The 13,748-nt window shown below is 58.4% G+C and carries 17 protein-coding genes; 15 read left to right on the top strand and 2 right to left on the bottom strand.

Translation table 11 applies throughout. From position 1 onward, the window contains the following. The first annotated feature begins 1 nt into the window (after position 1). From WA157_RS13175 to fliR, 11 genes are all read left to right on the top strand, one after another. Entirely contained in the window at positions 2–685 is a 684-nt protein-coding gene (locus WA157_RS13175) for a flagellar assembly protein FliH (protein WP_422621389.1), read from the top strand. Further along, a complete protein-coding gene (gene fliI, locus WA157_RS13170) occupies positions 675–2,090 on the top strand; it encodes a flagellar protein export ATPase FliI (RefSeq protein WP_422621388.1) in 1,416 nt (471 codons plus the stop codon). The genes WA157_RS13175 and fliI overlap by 11 nt, the downstream gene beginning before the upstream one ends. Then, the gene (gene fliJ / locus WA157_RS13165) at positions 2,087–2,554 is read left to right on the top strand and encodes a flagellar export protein FliJ (protein ID WP_422621387.1); all 468 of its coding nucleotides are present in this window, start codon (positions 2,087–2,089) and stop codon (positions 2,552–2,554) included. Before fliI ends, fliJ begins: the two co-directional genes overlap by 4 nt. Continuing rightward, positions 2,551–3,768, top strand: a complete 1,218-nt coding sequence (locus tag WA157_RS13160; protein ID WP_422621386.1) for a flagellar hook-length control protein FliK — start codon at positions 2,551–2,553, stop codon at positions 3,766–3,768. Before fliJ ends, WA157_RS13160 begins: the two co-directional genes overlap by 4 nt. Positions 3,769–3,882: 114 nt before the next feature. Next, positions 3,883–4,485, top strand: coding sequence for a flagellar basal body-associated FliL family protein (locus tag WA157_RS13155; RefSeq protein WP_422621385.1), 603 nt, complete (start codon positions 3,883–3,885; stop codon positions 4,483–4,485). Between the two features lie 21 nt (positions 4,486–4,506). Then, positions 4,507–5,496 carry a flagellar motor switch protein FliM gene (fliM, locus tag WA157_RS13150; RefSeq protein ID WP_422621384.1) on the top strand — a complete coding sequence of 330 codons (990 nt, stop codon included), beginning with the start codon at positions 4,507–4,509 and terminating at the stop codon, positions 5,494–5,496. 4 nt (positions 5,497–5,500) lie between these two features. Continuing rightward, complete coding sequence (gene fliN / locus WA157_RS13145) at positions 5,501–5,920, top strand: flagellar motor switch protein FliN (protein ID WP_422621383.1); 420 nt, start codon at positions 5,501–5,503, stop codon at positions 5,918–5,920. 8 nt (positions 5,921–5,928) lie between these two features. After that, complete coding sequence (locus WA157_RS13140) at positions 5,929–6,243, top strand: flagellar biosynthetic protein FliO (RefSeq protein WP_422621382.1); 315 nt, start codon at positions 5,929–5,931, stop codon at positions 6,241–6,243. Between the two features lie 139 nt (positions 6,244–6,382). Beyond that, the gene (gene fliP, locus WA157_RS13135) at positions 6,383–7,036 is read left to right on the top strand and encodes a flagellar type III secretion system pore protein FliP (RefSeq protein WP_422621484.1); all 654 of its coding nucleotides are present in this window, start codon (positions 6,383–6,385) and stop codon (positions 7,034–7,036) included. A gap of 9 nt (positions 7,037–7,045) precedes the next feature. Continuing rightward, a complete protein-coding gene (gene fliQ / locus WA157_RS13130) occupies positions 7,046–7,315 on the top strand; it encodes a flagellar biosynthesis protein FliQ (protein WP_041790070.1) in 270 nt (89 codons plus the stop codon). A 16-nt stretch (positions 7,316–7,331) separates the two neighbouring features. Further along, a complete protein-coding gene (fliR, locus tag WA157_RS13125) occupies positions 7,332–8,099 on the top strand; it encodes a flagellar biosynthetic protein FliR (protein ID WP_422621381.1) in 768 nt (255 codons plus the stop codon). A gap of 45 nt (positions 8,100–8,144) precedes the next feature. Here fliR and WA157_RS13120 read toward each other — a convergent pair whose 3' ends face one another. Further along, the gene (locus tag WA157_RS13120; protein ID WP_422621380.1) at positions 8,145–8,774 is read right to left on the bottom strand and encodes a response regulator; all 630 of its coding nucleotides are present in this window, start codon (positions 8,772–8,774) and stop codon (positions 8,145–8,147) included. 34 nt (positions 8,775–8,808) lie between these two features. Then, complete coding sequence (locus WA157_RS13115; RefSeq protein WP_422621379.1) at positions 8,809–9,903, bottom strand: response regulator; 1,095 nt, start codon at positions 9,901–9,903, stop codon at positions 8,809–8,811. 206 nt (positions 9,904–10,109) lie between these two features. Between WA157_RS13115 and WA157_RS13110 the strand changes: the two genes are divergently transcribed. The 4 genes from WA157_RS13110 to WA157_RS13095 are packed head-to-tail and all read left to right on the top strand — an operon-like array spanning position 10,110 to position 13,707. Then, positions 10,110–10,553 carry a hypothetical protein gene (locus WA157_RS13110; protein WP_422621378.1) on the top strand — a complete coding sequence of 148 codons (444 nt, stop codon included), beginning with the start codon at positions 10,110–10,112 and terminating at the stop codon, positions 10,551–10,553. A 44-nt stretch (positions 10,554–10,597) separates the two neighbouring features. Further along, positions 10,598–10,960, top strand: coding sequence for a response regulator (locus WA157_RS13105; protein ID WP_011462890.1), 363 nt, complete (start codon positions 10,598–10,600; stop codon positions 10,958–10,960). 47 nt (positions 10,961–11,007) lie between these two features. Then, the gene (locus tag WA157_RS13100) at positions 11,008–13,194 is read left to right on the top strand and encodes a chemotaxis protein CheW (protein WP_422621377.1); all 2,187 of its coding nucleotides are present in this window, start codon (positions 11,008–11,010) and stop codon (positions 13,192–13,194) included. Between the two features lie 24 nt (positions 13,195–13,218). Next, positions 13,219–13,707: a chemotaxis protein CheW gene (locus tag WA157_RS13095; protein ID WP_011462892.1), complete on the top strand. Its 489-nt coding sequence runs from the start codon at positions 13,219–13,221 to the stop codon at positions 13,705–13,707. Positions 13,708–13,748: the final 41 nt, after the last annotated feature.

The following is a 13,748-nucleotide window of genomic DNA, read 5'->3' as shown; positions in this document are numbered from 1 at the left end:
GATGCGTAACTATTCCCGTTTTATTCCCGGCGAAGAGATTGATGCGGTTGAGCAGTGGAATTTTGCCGCGGTGGACACCGCGTCCTTGTTGCTGGCAGCGCAGGTCAAGGTGCGCGATGAAGCCGCCGAAGAGTCCAAACAGGAGGCGTGCAGGCAGGCGGGTTATGCCGAGGGCTTTGCGCAAGGGCGAGCCCAGGCGACCATGGAGGCGCAACGCCAGATGGCTGACTTTATCGCCCATCAGGGCAGCGATGCGGCACGCCAGTTCGCACAACTTTTTGCCACGGTGCAAGCGCAGTTGGCCGAGGCGGAGCAGGTGATGGCCCAGGGCACGCTGGAGCTCGCGTGCGAGCTGGCGCGTCAGGTGTTGCGCCGTGAATTGTTGGTGGACCCGAAGGCCGTGCAGCCCGTGATTCGCGAGGCCTTGGGCCTGCTGGCGGCCGACACCAAGAGTGCCGTGGTGCGCTTGCACCCCCTGGATTTCAACGTGCTCGAAGAGGTCATTCGCACCGAGTTTTCTTCTTTGTCCCTGACCTTGCTGGCGGATCCGACCTTGACCCGAGGCGGCTGCCTGATCGAATCAGCCGGCACCGTGGTGGATGGCACCCTTGAAAAGCGGTGGATGCGGGCGGTCGCCAGTCTGGGGCTTGATTCGTCCTGGGAGGAGCCCACTGATGAACAGTGACGCCTCGGTCAAGTGGCAACTCTTTATGGACAGTGCCCGCAAGCGCGTCAGCACCGGCAGCACGCTGGCGTTGCGCGGCACCCTGACGCGGCTGACCGGTCTGGTGCTTGAAGCAACCGGCATTCGCGTGCCGGTGGGGTCGCAGTGCCTGGTGACGATGAAGGCGCAAGCACCGGTGCTGGCCGAGGTGGTCGGGTTTTCAAACGACCGTGCTTTCCTGATGCCGGCAGGCGATGTGCATGGCTTGTCCAGTGGCGCCAGTGTGGAACCGGCGGCGGCGTATGTGGCGGTGCCGCGTTTGGGCGAGCGCCGCCAGACCGAGCGCACCGCAGGCTATGGCACGTTGCGCCTGCCCCTGGGGGACGGCTTGCTGGGGCGCGTCGTGGACGCGCAGGGGGCGCCAATGGATCGGCGCGGTCCGATTGAGGACGTCACGGCGGTGCCGCTGGATCGGCAACCCATCAATGCGATGGACCGGGCGCCGGTGCGAGAAACGCTGGACACCGGGGTGCGCGCCATTAATGCGCTCCTGACAATTGGCCGGGGGCAGCGCATTGGGCTGTTTGCCGGCTCCGGCGTGGGCAAGAGCGTCTTGCTGGGCATGATGGCCCGCTATACAAAGGCAGATGTGATTGTGGTGGGCCTGATCGGAGAGCGCGGGCGTGAGGTCAAGGAGTTCATTGAAGATATTCTGGGCGACGATGGACGCGCCCGCTCGGTGGTGGTGGCGGCCCCAGGCGATGCGCCGCCCTTGCTGCGCATGCAGGGGGCAGCCTACGCCACGGCCATTGCGGAGAGTTTCCGGGACAAGGGCAAGCACGTGTTGTTGCTGATGGATTCGCTCACGCGCTACGCCATGGCGCAGCGTGAAATTGCTCTGGCAATTGGCGAGCCGCCCGCGACCAAGGGCTATCCGCCGTCCTGTTTTGCGAAATTACCCCAGCTGGTGGAACGCAGTGGCAATGGCCTGCACGGGCTGGGCTCGATCACCGCTTTTTATACCGTGTTGTCTGAGGGTGACGACCAGCAGGATCCGATTGCCGATGCGGCGCGGGCGATTCTGGACGGGCACATTGTGCTGTCGCGTGCGCTGGCGGAGTCGGGGCATTTCCCCGCCATTGACATCGAGCAGTCGGCATCGCGGGTGATGCACAACGTGGTACCACAACAGCATTTTGAGATGGCGCGGCGATTTCGGGCGATCAACTCGCGCTACGAAAAAGGTCGCGATCTGGTGCAGATAGGTGCCTACGTCGGCGGCTCCGATCCGGCGCTGGACGAGGCGATCCAATTGCACGATGACATGGCCAGATTCCTGCAGCAGGATATGTTTGAGGCGTCCACCTTGGACGCCAGCGTGTGCGCCATGGCGAAGGCCTTAGATTTTGAAGAGGCCGTGGCATGAGTGCCGTCAAGAGTTTTTTGCTGGCGATTGATCTGAGCACGCGCAAGCGTGATGAGGCGGCGCAGGATTTGATGCGGGTCCAAAGTGCCCACGTGTTTGCGCAGGACCAGATGAACCAGCTGGAAGTCTACGCAGCGGAAACAGCGTCCAGGTGGACGGCCTGCGCCCAGGTTGGCACCACCCCGGAGTTGATGCGTCATCACTATCAGTTTCTGGATCGTCTGCAGCATGCCATCGGGCTGCAACAAGGGGTGCTTGCAAATGAGAGCCGTAAAGTGGCGCAGGCCAAACGATTGGTGCTGGAGGCGGAATTTCGGCTGGTCAGTTTGAAGCAGGTCCTGAAAAAGAAACAGGCCGGTCTGGCGCTGATTCAGACCCGTCGCGAACAAAAACAAATGGATGAGTTTGCCGCCTTGCAGACCCGTCGCACAAGCGCCGGGCATTTCAGTGGAAATCAATTATGAGCGTTGAATCAAGCAGCACGGCCAGCAGTCCCAAAATACTTGGGGCAGTAGACAGCAGCAGTGCCAAGGACAAAGGCAAAGTGAAATCAGGGGACGAGCTCGATGATGTTCCGGGTGGTTTTCTGGCGCTGATAACGGCCCTCGATTCGGATACCGATGTCAGTGCGGAGCTGAGCGTGGCGGCGACAACCCCGGATGCCGATCCTGCCCTGTTATTGGCGCAAGCTGGTGCCGTTGGTGCCGTTGGTGCCGTTGGTGCCGTCGGTGCCGTCGGTGCCGTCGGTGCCGTCGGTGCCGCTGGTGTTGGTGCCGTTGGAGTTGGTGCGGCAGGAGCGAAGGCAGGTGTTGCCAATGAACCGCTTGCACAAACAAGGTCACCAACGAGCGGGCGGGGGTCATCCGCAGCCTCTCTTTTGAACTTGGAGCCAGGCAACCCCAAGCAGGCAGTCGATGCGATGCTGGAACAGGCGGCGCAGACCTCGCCGGCCTGGTCCATCAAGGGCAAGGGTGCCGGGTTTCAGTCGGCTGTCAGCGCCACCGTAGCGGACGCGCGGGCACTGCAGCAGGCCGGGCGCGCGGACCCGGCTGCGAGCGAGTCCGCGTTGTCCGGGGCGCTGCTGAGCAGCGAGGGTGCTCTGCTCAGCAGCGAGATAGGTGACGCCTTGCTCAAGCCAGTGCAGCGCTCTGGCAACAAGTTTTCGGGGCTGTCGGCCAACGCTGGCATGGAAGGGTCTTGGGGGCATCAAGCCCTGCTGGCGGGAAACCGTGCCAATACGTCTGTTGTGCTGGCCAGTTCGTCGATGCAGTCGCTTGGGCCGACGGTGGCAGATACGGTGAGCTATTGGGTGACGCAAGGGGTTCAAAACGCCGAGTTGAAGCTTGAGGGCTTGGGCGGTGAAAGCGTTGAGGTGAAAATATCGCTCAAGGGCGATCAGGCGCACATTGGTTTTCGCACTGACCAGCCCGAGATTCGTCAGATGCTCGAAGGGGCGCTTGCCCACTTGAAGGAAGCCTTGAAGAGCGAAGGTCTGGTGCTGTCCGGGGTTTCGGTAGGTGCATCCAGCCAGGGTGGCTCGGGAGCGCAGGAGCAGCGCAATCACCCCGGCATCCGTCAAGCAGGCCAGGCTAAGCTGATAACGACGGAGCAGGTGCCCACGCCAGGCCAGCGGCGAGTCAATCTGACGGTGGGTCGGGCGCTGGATCTTTTTGTGTAAAGATGCCAACTGAAAAAACTGCTGTAAGCCATGCTTTCTGATGGTTTATTCGGCGCTTGTGGCCGTGAATGTGCTCAATAATGCTCTTCAACTCAATTTGTTCAAGGAAATCCAGTGGCGACCAAACCTGACGCAGCCAAGCCCGACGCCGTCAAACTTGACGCGGACGAGCCAGGCAAAAAGCCAGTCTGGCGCAAAAAGATGCTGATCATCGTTATTGCCGGGGTGATGGTCTTGGTTTTAGTGGGTGGCGGTGCGTTGTTTTTCATTAGCAAGAAGCGTGCTGCCGCTGCCTTGGAGGGCACAGGCGGTGCGTCAGCAGTTGCTGCAGAAGCAGTGCCAAAAGGGCCACCGGTTTACTTGCCACTGGACAACATGGTGGTGAATCTGGCTGACCCGGGGGGCGAGAAGGTGGCGCAGGTGGGTATTACCCTGCAGGTGCTCGATGCTCACGCTTCGGACTCAGTCAAAGCCTATTTGCCGTCTATCCGCAGTGGTGTACTGATGCTGATTTCGCAGCGAACGGCCAACGAGCTTTTGACGCAAGAGGGCAAGCAAAAGCTGGCCAAGGATATTTTGCGTGAAACCCTGATTCCGTTTGGCGGTGGCCAAGCAGGTGCGGCCCCGGCCGGCGTCAAGAAGAAAGCTGTCAAGGCGGCGGCTCAAGCTGATCTGCCGGTGGTGGCCGTGTTGTTTTCCAGTTTCATTGTTCAGTAGCGGCGCAAGCGGGACTGGTTTATGAGTGAATCCTTTCTCTCCCAAGAAGAAGTTGATGCCCTGTTGGAGGGTGTCACGGGCGAAAGCCAGAAGCTTGTTGAGGAAGTGCACGAGAAGGGTGAGGTTCGCTCTTACAACATATCGAGTCAGGAGCGTATTGTTCGTGGGCGCATGCCAACGATGGAAATCGTTAATGAGCGATTTGCGCGCAACCTGCGGGTGGGACTTTTTAACTTTATCCGGCGCAGCCCCGAAATCTCGGTGGGACCGGTGACTGTGCAACGCTACAGCGCTTTTTTGCGTGAACTGGCAGTGCCCACCAACTTCAATATTGTGGCGATCCGGCCTTTGCGTGGCAGTGGCATGATTGTTTGTGAACCATCGCTTGTTTTTGGCGTTATTGATACGCTTTACGGCGGTATCGGCAAGTTTCAGGACCGGATCGAAGGGCGTGATTTTTCCGCCACGGAGCAGCGGGTCATCAACCGCTTGGTTGACGTCATTACCGATGAATACAAGAAAGCCTGGAAGGGTATTTATCCGCTGGAGCTCGAATATCAACGCTCTGAAATGCAGCCACAGTTCGCCAATATTGCCACGCCCAGCGAGATTGTGATTTCGACCTCGTTCCAGCTTGAAATTGGTGAGATTGCGGGTTCGATCCATTTCTGTATGCCCTACGCGACGCTGGAGCCGATTCGCGACATACTGTATTCATCGACCCAAGGCGATTCCATCGAGGTGGATAAGCGCTGGGTGAATGTCTTGACACAGGAGATTCAGGCGGCTGAAATAACGCTGGTGGCTGAACTGGCCCGTGCCGACGCAACCGTTGAACAGCTGCTGGCCATGAAAACCGGGGACTTTATTGAACTTGATCGTCCCTCACGCATTGAGGTGACGGTGGAAGGCGTACCGGTGTTTGAGTGCCAGTATGGGACGCACAACGCAAAATATGCAATTCGCATTGACAAAAGTTTGAGGGGTAATGACCTCAACTGGAAGGGATAACGTTATGGCAGTTGATGAAAAACCAGCAGAAGATGACGGCATGGCCGATTGGGCCGAGGCCCTGCTGGAGCAAAAAAGTTCGGAGCCCGCCGCAGAACCAGGGGGTGTCCTGGCAGGGGATATGTCCCATTCTTTTTCGTCATCGGATGCGCCGATCAACGATATCAATCGGGTCCTCGACATCCCCGTTCAGCTGTCGGTTGAGTTGGGTCGAACCAAGGTGCCGATCAAGCATATTCTTCAGTTGGGGCAAGGCTCGGTGGTGGAGCTGGATGCCTTGGCCGGTGAGCCGATGGATGTGTTGGTGAACGGCTATTTGATTGCGCAGGGCGAGGTCGTCGTGGTGAATGACAAGTTCGGCATTCGCCTGACCGATGTCGTGACGCCGTCCGAGCGGCTGCGTCGTGTCAGCAAGGGTGGTTGATGCAGCCGATGACGCAAGCGCTGCTGTCGATTGGCCTGTTCGTCCTTCTATTGGCACTGGTGCCGATCGGACTCAAGTGGCTGCAAGCCCGCTCGGCGGCCGGGGCCGGGGGTGTGCTGGTGGCCTCCAGAGTTATTTCTGCGGTGGCGGTGGGGCCGCACCAGCGCGTGGTCACAGTTGAAGTCGGACCCGAGGGCGCGCGTGTCTGGCTGACGCTGGGCGTGACGGCGCAAGCCATTACCTGCCTGCACAGCGCAGCGCTTGACCCCCATGGGCAAGCAGGCCTGACGCAAGCGACTCGAACTCCGCCTGCGCAGCTGTGACGTGGAGTATGTGGTGAGCGATCAATTTGTTTATTCGGCGCTTGGCAAGAGACCGCTGCCCAAGGTGGCGCTGTTGTTGCTGGCGATCCTGACGCAGTCGGCGGCACTGGCCCAGAGCGCAGGGCAGTTGCCTTTGCTGATGGGGTCGGGGCCCTCGGGGGTGAGTTTTTCGGTGCCGATCCAGACACTGCTGTTTTTTACTGCCCTGTCCTTTTTGCCGGCCGTCCTGCTCATGATGACGGGCTTCACGCGCATTGTGATCGTGTTGTCACTGATGCGCCAAGCCTTGGGTACACAGTCGGCGCCACCGAATCAGGTGATTGTCGGGTTGTCGCTTTTCCTGACGTTTCTGGTGATGGGGCCAACGCTGGACAAGGTCTACAGCGAGGCTTATCTGCCCTATACCAATAACGGGATGCCATTTGAGCAGGCGCTGGCCAAAGCGGAGGACCCGCTGCGCCAGTTTATGAGCAAACAAACGCGGCAGTCGGATCTGGCGCTGTTTGCCAAGCTGGCCAAATTGGAATCGGGCGCAACAGCCCAGACCGTGCCGATGCGGGTGCTGGTGCCGGCGTTCGTTACGAGCGAGCTTAAATCGGCGTTCCAGATTGGGTTCATGATCTTTATTCCTTTTCTGGTGATCGACATTGTGGTTGCCAGTGTGCTGATGTCGCTGGGGATGATGATGTTGTCGCCGGTGTTGGTGGCCTTGCCGTTCAAACTGATGTTGTTTGTGCTGGCCGATGGCTGGAATTTGCTGATTGGCTCTTTGGCCGCCAGTTTTGTGACCTGAGGGAGGCGCATGAACGCACAAATGGTTTTGACGATGGGCCAAGAGGCATTGATCATGTTGCTGATGGTGTCTGCGCCGGTGCTGGGGGTCGTGTTGGTGGTGGGTTTGCTGGTTAGTCTGTTTCAGGCGGTGACCCAGATCAATGAGGCCACACTGGCTTTCGTGCCCAAGCTGGTGGCGGCGATGGCGGTCTTTGCGCTGGCCGGGCCGTGGATGCTCAGTATCCTGGTTGACTATATTCGTCGGACTTTCGAAGCGATCCCGTCGGCCGTGATGTGAGTCGGGTGACGCGCTCGTGATCGCATTCACCGAAGCCCAGTTGGTGGCGTGGCTGTCACCCATGATCTGGCCATTTTTGCGGGTGTTGGCCGTGTTTACCGCCGCCCCCCTCTTTTCTTCGAAGGCATTTCCGCTGCGCGCCAGGATTGGGCTGGCCTTCTTCATTGCCTTTGCCGCGCAACCCAGTCTGCAAGGTCAACCCATCATCAGTATTTCCGGGCCTGACGCCATGGGCGCGGTCGCACAGCAGGTGGGAATCGGCCTGGCGATAGGGTTCACGGTGCGGCTGGTCTTCGCGGCGGTGGAACTGGCGGGCGAGGTGGTGGGCTTTCAGATGGGACTGGGCTTTGCCTCGTTTTTCAATCCAGCCCTGAATACCCAGTCCAGCGCCGTCGCGCGTTTTTTTGGACAAATGGCCACTTTTTTGTTCGTCGTGATGAACGGTCATTTGATGGTCTTGATGGCCGTGATCAAAAGTTTTGATAAATTTCCAGTGAACCAGAATTTTCTTGAAGCCATCGGGCAAATGAAGATTTATGACTTCGGGTCGGACTTGTTCGCCAGCGGGCTGTGGATTGCCTTGCCGATGATTGGCATGTTGCTGTTCGCCAACCTGGCACTTGGCATCGTCTCCAGGGTGGCGCCGCAAATGAATATTTTTGCCATCGGTTTCCCCGTCACATTGACTGTCGGCATGATCGGCATTGCCGCGACCTTGCCCATGCTGGATCAACCCTTTATGGCACTCATGGAGCGGGCGATCGACATCTTTGCCGGCAAATGACCGTTTGACTTGTTGCGCTTCGGATGGTGTCGCCGGGGCCGGGTGTCAGACCAACTCGTTGCGAATGGCGTAGACCGTGAGTTCGGCGTTGTTGGAGAGTTTGAGTTTTTCCAGCACCCTGGCGCGGTACACGCTGACGGTTTTGGGGCTGAGCATGAGTTCTTCGGCGATGTCCGCCAGGCGCTTGCCAGAGGCAATTTTCAGCAAGGTCTGCAGTTCCCGCTCTGACAATGCGGCATGCAGGGTCTGGTTTTCGGGGGTGCTCAGGCTTTCGACCAGCATGTGGGCCACCGCGGGTGTGACGTACTTGCCTCCCTGGGCAACAGTCCGGACCGCGCTGATCAGGTCGGCCGGGTCGCCGGCCTTGTTCAGGTAGCCTTGCGCGCCAGCCCGCAGACACCGAATCGCATACTGGTCTTCCGGGAACATGGAGACGATCAATACCTTGATGGGTGAGTGGGCTTCTTTCAGGCTGGACAAAACCTCCATACCGCCTCGGCCCGGCAGATTCAGGTCGAGGACCAGCACCTCACAGGCCGAGTTGCGCATGGCCTCGCGAACTTCAGCGTAGCTGCCAGCTTCGGCGGTGACTTGAATATCAACCGCCTCCGCCAGCGTGTCGCGGATGCCGCGACGAATCATGGCGTGGTCGTCGCAAAGAATAACGTGAATCATCTGGATCGGCTTTCGGGTGGGTACCTGAATTGGACTACGCCAAGGGCACGGACAGAATGATTGAAGTACCGCTGCCCAGGTGGGTGCTGACGTCCAGCCAGCCGCCCACGGTCTTGGCGCGCTCATGGAGACCCCGAACGCCAAACGCCTGCGGCTTGTTGAGCTCGATGGGCGAGATGCCTTTGCCGTTATCCTTGATTTCAAGCGTCAAGACGTTCTCTGCATCGGACAAGTCGATCGTGACCTGGCTGCAGTCTGCGTGTTTGGCAATATTGGTCAAGGCTTCCTGTGCCGTGCGGTAGGCCACCAACTGCACGGCCTTGGACAGTGTGCCCGCTTCTGGTGCCGCATGCACGGTCGTTTTTATACCCGTGCGCTTTGCAAAACCTCCGGCAAGCCATTGAACAGCAGCGACCAGACCCTGATCCAGAATGGCGGGGCGCAAATTCATCATGATGCGCTGACTTGCCCCAATCGCCTGCTGCAGCATCTCGGTGGCCGCTGTGATGTGCTGCTGGGTCACGGCGTCGGTTGTGTGTCGGCCGATCCAGGAAAGATCAAAGCGCACGGCGGCCAGCGCGCCGCCAATGTCATCATGAATTTCGCGGGCAATTGCAGCGCGCTCTTGTTCTATGGTCATCTGCAAATGTTCGGCAAAATCCGCCAGCCTTTTCTCAGACCTGGCCAACTCGCTGTCGGCCATTTCTTTGGCCCGTCGAATGTCGTGAACCTCAAGCGCGCGGCGGATGACCTGCGCCAGTCGGCCCAGGTCGTCTTTGGCCAGGTAGTCGCTGATGCCCGTTTTGATGGCTGCAACGGCGGCCGGCTCGCCAATGGCCCCGGACAGCAAGACGAAGGGCGGTTGTCGTGTCTGTTGTTGCAGGATATGCCAGGCGTCCAGTGCCGTAAAGCCGGGCAGTCGATAGTCCGCCAGAATGACATCAAATTCGAACTCTTTGACCCGCCGTCCAAACTCGTCAAGGGTTTCTACCCGCTCCAGCTCGCAGGGCTGGTGCGACTTGAGTAAGGCCCGTTTGACGAGTTCATGGTCAAGGGCGGAATCTTCCAAGTGCAAAATTCGCAGCGGACGGGGAGGAGGATGTGTTTGCGCCATGGTGAACGGTATCATTGTCGGCGATGCCCGTAAATGAAGGTAACCAGCATCAGTTCAGCAGTGGGGTCTCCTGGCCTCTTATATTGGTCTAACAGTGCTTGAAATTGCATTAGTATCGGAGCTTCCCGCTAACCTGGCCCTGCGTAAATTTTAGTGCGCCTAAAAAGTCGTGACCCAAATCGTGGCTCATGCGATGCTTGGTGAAGAGATTGGATACAAGAATGCAAGCAAATCAGACAAGCTATTCAGTGCCCGCCGTGCAGTTGCCTGTCATGTTGGTGGCGGAGGTGCAGGATTCGTTGCTGGTTGTGGTTCATGATTTAAACCGTCTTGACGGGCTGTTGGTGCACACGATGGAGAACCTGATGGAACGGTTCACCTGTGCCAGTGCCAATCTGGCTGATCCCATGCTGGTCGACTCCGAGGCACTCGATGCTGTTCGTAGCGCCCTGCGGGCGGCGGTGACCGAGTTACAGTTTCAGGATATCGCCTCACAGCTGATCGTTCATACTTCCAAGATCCTTCAAGGTTGCGCCTACCGTCTGGCGTCCGAGTCCATGGGGCTCGAAGATGGCGAGGCGGTGCCGTTTGTTGAAGAGGTGCCGGAACGCCCCAACCCGGTCACCCAGGATGCCATGGACGCTGGTTCCATTGAGCTTTTTTAAACGCCGCCCCATTTACCCCCTAACTGAAATAGTCGGAGCCTTACATGTCATTAATACTCGCTGTTGACGACTCGCCGTCCATGCGCAAGATGGTGTCGTTTACTTTAACCGGGGCTGGCTACCAGGTGGTGGAAGCGGTTGACGGTGTAGATGCCTACGAAAAAGCGCAGGCGCAATCATTTGATCTGGTTCTGACAGATCAGAATATGCCCCGGCTTGATGGACTCGGGTTGACCCGTAAGCTCAGGGATCATCCGCAGTTCAAAACCGTTCCCATCCTCGTGTTGACCACGGAGTCGAGTGATTTGATGAAGCAGGCCGGGCGGGCCGCTGGTGCCACCGGTTGGTTGGTCAAGCCGTTTGACCCGGCTCGATTGCTTGAGGTCATTAAAAAGGTGATCAAGTAACGCGTTCAGAGATAGTTGAGTTGTCACAAGGAACACAGGAGATTGACATGGCGGAAGCGCACCAGGAAAGTAGCAGTACGGCGGGGGATTTTGATCTCAGCCAGTTTTATCAGATATTTTTTGAAGAGGCCGCAGAAAATCTCGATCTGATGGAGCAGATGCTGCTCAGCCTGAATCTTGAGACTGCAGACGATGAAGAGTTGAACGGGATTTTTCGTTGCGCCCATTCCGTCAAAGGCGGCGCGGCCACCTTTGGCTTTTCGGATGTGGCCGAGTTGACGCATCAAATGGAATCGCTGCTGGATCGTTTGCGTCGCCATGAACTGCAGCCCAACTCTGCCATGGTCGATGTGCTGCTTGAGTCGGCAGATGCCTCGCGCGGCTTATTGGCGCGTCATCAGGCCGGGGGAGAAGGCGATGCACCCCCCGCCGCGGATTTGGTGCACCGCATCAAGGCACTGGTTGCGGGGGAGATGGCGCAGGCGGTACAGAGCGTAGCGCCGCCGCCACCACCGACACCAGTGGCTATGCCTGCGATTGTGGCTGTGCAGACAACGGCCGTGCTGGCGCCGATCAACCAGCCATCGAACACAACACGTTCGCTTGAAATTCGAATCGGGCCCCTTGACCACCCGGCGCAAGCTGATGCGATCAAGGAATTGTTTCGTGATATTGAGGGCTTGGGTGACATCACGGTCGTGGCTTGCAACCAGGCTGACACGCGGGTCTTCGCCGTTGAGACTTCATCCACGGATGCGGATTTATTGGATTTATTCGCGTTTCATGTTTCAAGGGAACAGGTGTCGATCAAAGAGGTTGACAACGTCGCCGTCGCGCCTGAGACCCGCTACGGAGTTTTTGATGGCGCTGCGGGTTCGCCCGAAACATCGCTTTATGATGATCCGCCACCGGGAACTCCCTTGGCCCCGCCGCCAGGTTTTGGTTTCTTTGATGGTGCGCCTGGCGCCCCTGTCCCTGTCGCCGCTGCCACTGGCGTGGCTGCCGGGTCCAGCGGGTCAACCGCTTCCGCGCGGGCGGCGGCCAAGGCGGCAAGCCCCGTGGTCCAGCCAGAGGCCGCAACGATCCGGGTGGCCATCAGCAAGGTGGATCAACTGATCAATCTGGTGGGCGAGTTGGTCATTACACAAGCCATGCTGGCGCAAAACAGCCGGGCGCTTGACCCGGCGCTGTACCAGCAACTGCTGACGGGCCTGACCGATCTGGACCGCAACACGCGCGATTTACAGGAGTCCGTGATGTCGATCCGGATGATTCCAATGTCGATCGTGTTCAGCCGCTTTCCGCGCATGTTGCGTGACCTGGCGAACAAGCTCGGCAAAAAAGTTGATTTCGTCACGCAGGGTGAGGCCACTGAACTGGACAAAGGCCTGGTTGAAAAGATAACCGATCCGTTAACGCACCTGGTGCGCAACAGTTGCGACCACGGTATTGAAATGCCCGCTGATCGCATACGCGCCGGCAAGTCTGAAACGGGCACGATCACGCTGTCAGCAGCACATCAGGGCGGCTCCATCGTGATCGAGGTGCGCGATGATGGCCACGGCATGTCGCGTGAGAAGATTTTGGCCAAAGCTCGGGAGCGTGGCATGGATGTGTCGGATCAGATGCCGGACTCTGAAGTCTGGATGCTGATTTTTGCGCCCGGTTTTTCCACCGCCGAAGTGGTGACCGATGTGTCAGGGCGAGGCGTTGGCATGGATGTGGTCAAGCGCAATATTGCCGCCTTGAACGGCACGGTGGAGATCGATTCGGCTGAGGGTTATGGCATGAAGGTGTCGATCCGGCTGCCGCTGACACTGGCCATCATGGACGGCATGTCGGTCGGCGTTGGCGACGAGGTTTACATCTTGCCGCTGTCCTCCGTGGTGGAGTCATTCCAGGTGAAGTCGGATGCCGTGAGCACGGTCGGGCAGGGCGCCCAACTGGTGAAAGTGCGCGACGAATACATGCCGGTGATCGAACTGGAAAAGGTCTTTCAGGTGCCGCGCTTCGATTTTGACAAGTCGAGCGACATCATGGTGGTGATCGAGGCCGATGGCAGTCGGGTTGCCTTGCTGGTGGACGAATTGCTGGGCCAGCAACAGGTGGTGGTAAAAAACCTGGAGTCCAATTACCGAAAAGTGCCCAACATATCGGGCGCCACGATTCTGGGGGACGGCAAGGTGGCGCTCATTCTTGATACCGGTGCGCTGGTGCGCCGCTCGCGCCATTAAGGCAGCAATTAGCAGGAGAAAAACATGGGTGCGATGGAAAGAATTGGCGAAATGACCTCGGCTGGTGCACGTGAGTACTTGACGTTCCGGCTTGATCAGGAAGAGTATGGCATTGACATTCTGAAGGTGCAGGAAATTCGAGGCTATGAGCCACCCACGCGCATCGCCAATGCGCCTAATTTCATCAAAGGGGTGGTTAATCTGCGTGGCACGATTGTGCCGATCGTGGACATGCGGCTGAAGTTCAATTGTTCCAAGGCTGAATACGATTCCTTCACGGTGGTCATCATTCTCAATCTGCACAGCCGAATCGTCGGCATTGTGGTGGATTCGGTCAGCGATGTGATGGAACTTCCGCCCGAGAGCCTGAAGGCAGCGCCGGATGTCGACAGTGTGATCGACGGCGATGCCGTACTGGGGCTTGGCTCGCTGGGTGACCGCATGTTGATATTGCTGGATATCGAAAAGCTGATGTCAGGCGTCGATATGGCATTGGCACCTGATGTCGTTTGAAAACCTCTCAGCCTGTGTTTTGATGTGGTCGACAGCATGGC

The sequence above is a fragment of the Rhodoferax ferrireducens genome (genome assembly GCF_049302455.1).
In the GTDB taxonomy this organism is placed as follows: Bacteria; Pseudomonadota; Gammaproteobacteria; order Burkholderiales; family Burkholderiaceae_C; genus Rhodoferax; species Rhodoferax ferrireducens_B.
This window is presented reverse-complemented; position numbering and strand designations above follow the sequence as displayed.

Coding starts and splice junctions, on each gene's coding strand:
- WA157_RS13160 (WP_422621386.1), top strand. CDS start 2,551: ATGAGCGTTGAATCAAGCAGCACGGCCAGCAGTCCCAAAATACTTGGG.
- WA157_RS13115 (WP_422621379.1), bottom strand. CDS start 9,903: ATGATACCGTTCACCATGGCGCAAACACATCCTCCTCCCCGTCCGCTG.
- fliM (WP_422621384.1), top strand. CDS start 4,507: ATGAGTGAATCCTTTCTCTCCCAAGAAGAAGTTGATGCCCTGTTGGAG.
- WA157_RS13100 (WP_422621377.1), top strand. CDS start 11,008: ATGGCGGAAGCGCACCAGGAAAGTAGCAGTACGGCGGGGGATTTTGAT.
- WA157_RS13095 (WP_011462892.1), top strand. CDS start 13,219: ATGGGTGCGATGGAAAGAATTGGCGAAATGACCTCGGCTGGTGCACGT.
- fliQ (WP_041790070.1), top strand. CDS start 7,046: ATGAACGCACAAATGGTTTTGACGATGGGCCAAGAGGCATTGATCATG.
- WA157_RS13175 (WP_422621389.1), top strand. CDS start 2: ATGCGTAACTATTCCCGTTTTATTCCCGGCGAAGAGATTGATGCGGTT.
- WA157_RS13120 (WP_422621380.1), bottom strand. CDS start 8,774: ATGATTCACGTTATTCTTTGCGACGACCACGCCATGATTCGTCGCGGC.
- WA157_RS13110 (WP_422621378.1), top strand. CDS start 10,110: ATGCAAGCAAATCAGACAAGCTATTCAGTGCCCGCCGTGCAGTTGCCT.
- WA157_RS13105 (WP_011462890.1), top strand. CDS start 10,598: ATGTCATTAATACTCGCTGTTGACGACTCGCCGTCCATGCGCAAGATG.
- fliI (WP_422621388.1), top strand. CDS start 675: ATGAACAGTGACGCCTCGGTCAAGTGGCAACTCTTTATGGACAGTGCC.
- fliP (WP_422621484.1), top strand. CDS start 6,383: ATGGGGTCGGGGCCCTCGGGGGTGAGTTTTTCGGTGCCGATCCAGACA.
- fliJ (WP_422621387.1), top strand. CDS start 2,087: ATGAGTGCCGTCAAGAGTTTTTTGCTGGCGATTGATCTGAGCACGCGC.
- fliN (WP_422621383.1), top strand. CDS start 5,501: ATGGCAGTTGATGAAAAACCAGCAGAAGATGACGGCATGGCCGATTGG.
- WA157_RS13140 (WP_422621382.1), top strand. CDS start 5,929: ATGACGCAAGCGCTGCTGTCGATTGGCCTGTTCGTCCTTCTATTGGCA.